We start from the raw sequence: 2,168 nt of genomic DNA on the forward strand, positions 1-2,168 counted from the left end.
AAGATTATCAGTTACGGCGACTGGACTACTAAGAATGCGGTCTTTGGTTCAATCAAATCTCCTGAAATTACGGGATATACTCCTGATAAAGCAACTGTTGGTTCACTCACCACTTCCCCTAATTCAGAGAATTCAATTGATACGGTTACCTACACTGCTAACGATGAACAGGCTCACGTTCAGTACATTGATCAAGATGACAACAACCGGGTTATTAAAACTGACAATTTAAACGGTAAGTTCGGTTCTAAGTCGGACTACAGTACAAAGAACGAAATTGCCAGCTTAGAGGCCCAAGGTTACGAACTAGTCACTGACGGTTATCCAAATGGGTACGAATTTAATACCGACAACCCAACTTTCAAAGTTATCTTTAAACACAAGACTAAGACGGTTACACCAGATAATCCGGGTCAACCAGGTCAACCAGTGGATCCAAATAATCCAGATGGACCTCATTATCCTAATGGAACTGGTGTAAATGACCTGACTAAGACCATTACCAGAACGGTGCACTACGTTTACGCTGACGGTAGTAAAGCTTCCGATGACAAAGTTGAAACGGTTACGTTTACAAGAACGGCAACCTTCGACCAAGTTACCGGCAAGATTATTAGTTACGGTGACTGGACTTCAACGAACGCTGTCTTTGGTGAAATCAATTCGCCTGAAATTACTGGTTACACTCCAGATAAAGCTAGTGTTAGTTCTGAAACTGCCACCGCTGATACACCTGACGGAAGTGTTACCGTTACGTATAATGCTAACGAACAAAAAGCAGTGGTTAACTATGTTGACGAAGATAACGGCAATGCCGTTCTTCACAGTGATGACTTAACTGGTAAGTTTGGTAGTAAGTCTGGTTACTCAACCAAAAATGAAATTGCCACTTTAGAAGCTCGGGGCTACGAGTTGGTATCCGACGGATACCCTGCTGATGGCTTTACTTTCAACACTGACAATCCAACCTTTACCGTTGTTTTGAAACATAAAACTAAGACGGTTACACCGGACAATCCGGGTCAACCAGGACAACCAGTTGATCCAAATAATCCAACGGGACCGAAATATCCAGATGGGACCGGCGTAAATGATCTGACTAAGAACATTACGAGAACGGTTCACTACGTTTATGCTGATGGTAGTAAAGCTTCAGAAGATCGCATTGAAACAGTTACGTTTAACAGAACCGCAACCTTCGATGAGGTTACTGGCAAGGTAACATACAGTGACTGGACTTCAACTAACGCAGTCTTTGGTGAAATCGATTCACCTAAAATTACTGGTTACACACCAGATAAGGCAAGTGTTGGATCAGAAACAATTGGTCCTGACGCAACTAACTCTAGTGTTACCGTTACCTACAATGCCAACGATGAAAAGGCTCAAGTTCAATACATTGACCAAGACGATGGTAACAAGGTTATTCATACTGATGGCTTGAACGGGAAATTCGGTTCTAAGTCGGACTACAGTACGAAGGACGAAATCGCTAAACTAGAAGCCCAAGGATATGAACTTGTATCCGATGGCTTCCCAGGTGATGGTTACACCTTCAATACTGATAACCCAACCTTCAAGGTTGTTTTGAAACACAAGACCAAGGAAGTTACTCCAGATAATCCAGGAAACCCAGGACAACCAGTGGATCCAAACAACCCAACTGGACCAAAATATCCTGATGGTACTAGCAAGACCGACTTGACCAAGACCATCACTAGAACGGTTCACTACGTTTACGCTGACGGTAGCAAGGCCTCTGAGGATCGGATCGAAACGGTTACGTTCAACAGAACCGCTACTTTTGATGAAGTAACAGGCAAGGTAACTTACAGTAACTGGACTTCAACGAACGCTGTCTTCGGTTCAATTGTTTCCCCAACCATTACTGGATACACTCCAGATAAGGCAAGTGTTGGTTCTGAAACTGCAACGGCCGACACACCAGATTCAAGTGTCACGGTTACCTACAACGCTAACGATGAAGTCGTTCACATTAATTACGTGGATCAGGATAAAGGTAATGCCCTTATCACTAGTGATACCGTTAACGGTAAGTTTGGTAGCAAGGCCGATTACAGTACGAAGGACGAAATCGCTAAGTTAGAAGCGCAAGGATATGAATTAGTATCCGACGGATACCCTGCGGATGGCTTTACCTTTAATAC

1 protein-coding gene is annotated in these 2,168 nt (G+C 43.3%); it reads left to right on the forward strand.

Going from position 1 to position 2,168, the window contains the following annotated elements; translation table 11 throughout:
* Positions 1–2,168: mucin-binding protein (locus AC6UD6_RS06920; RefSeq protein ID WP_500696172.1), on the forward strand; the 2,168-nt coding region annotated here is incomplete at both ends.

The organism is Fructilactobacillus sp. X8R2C1, assembly GCF_059900955.1.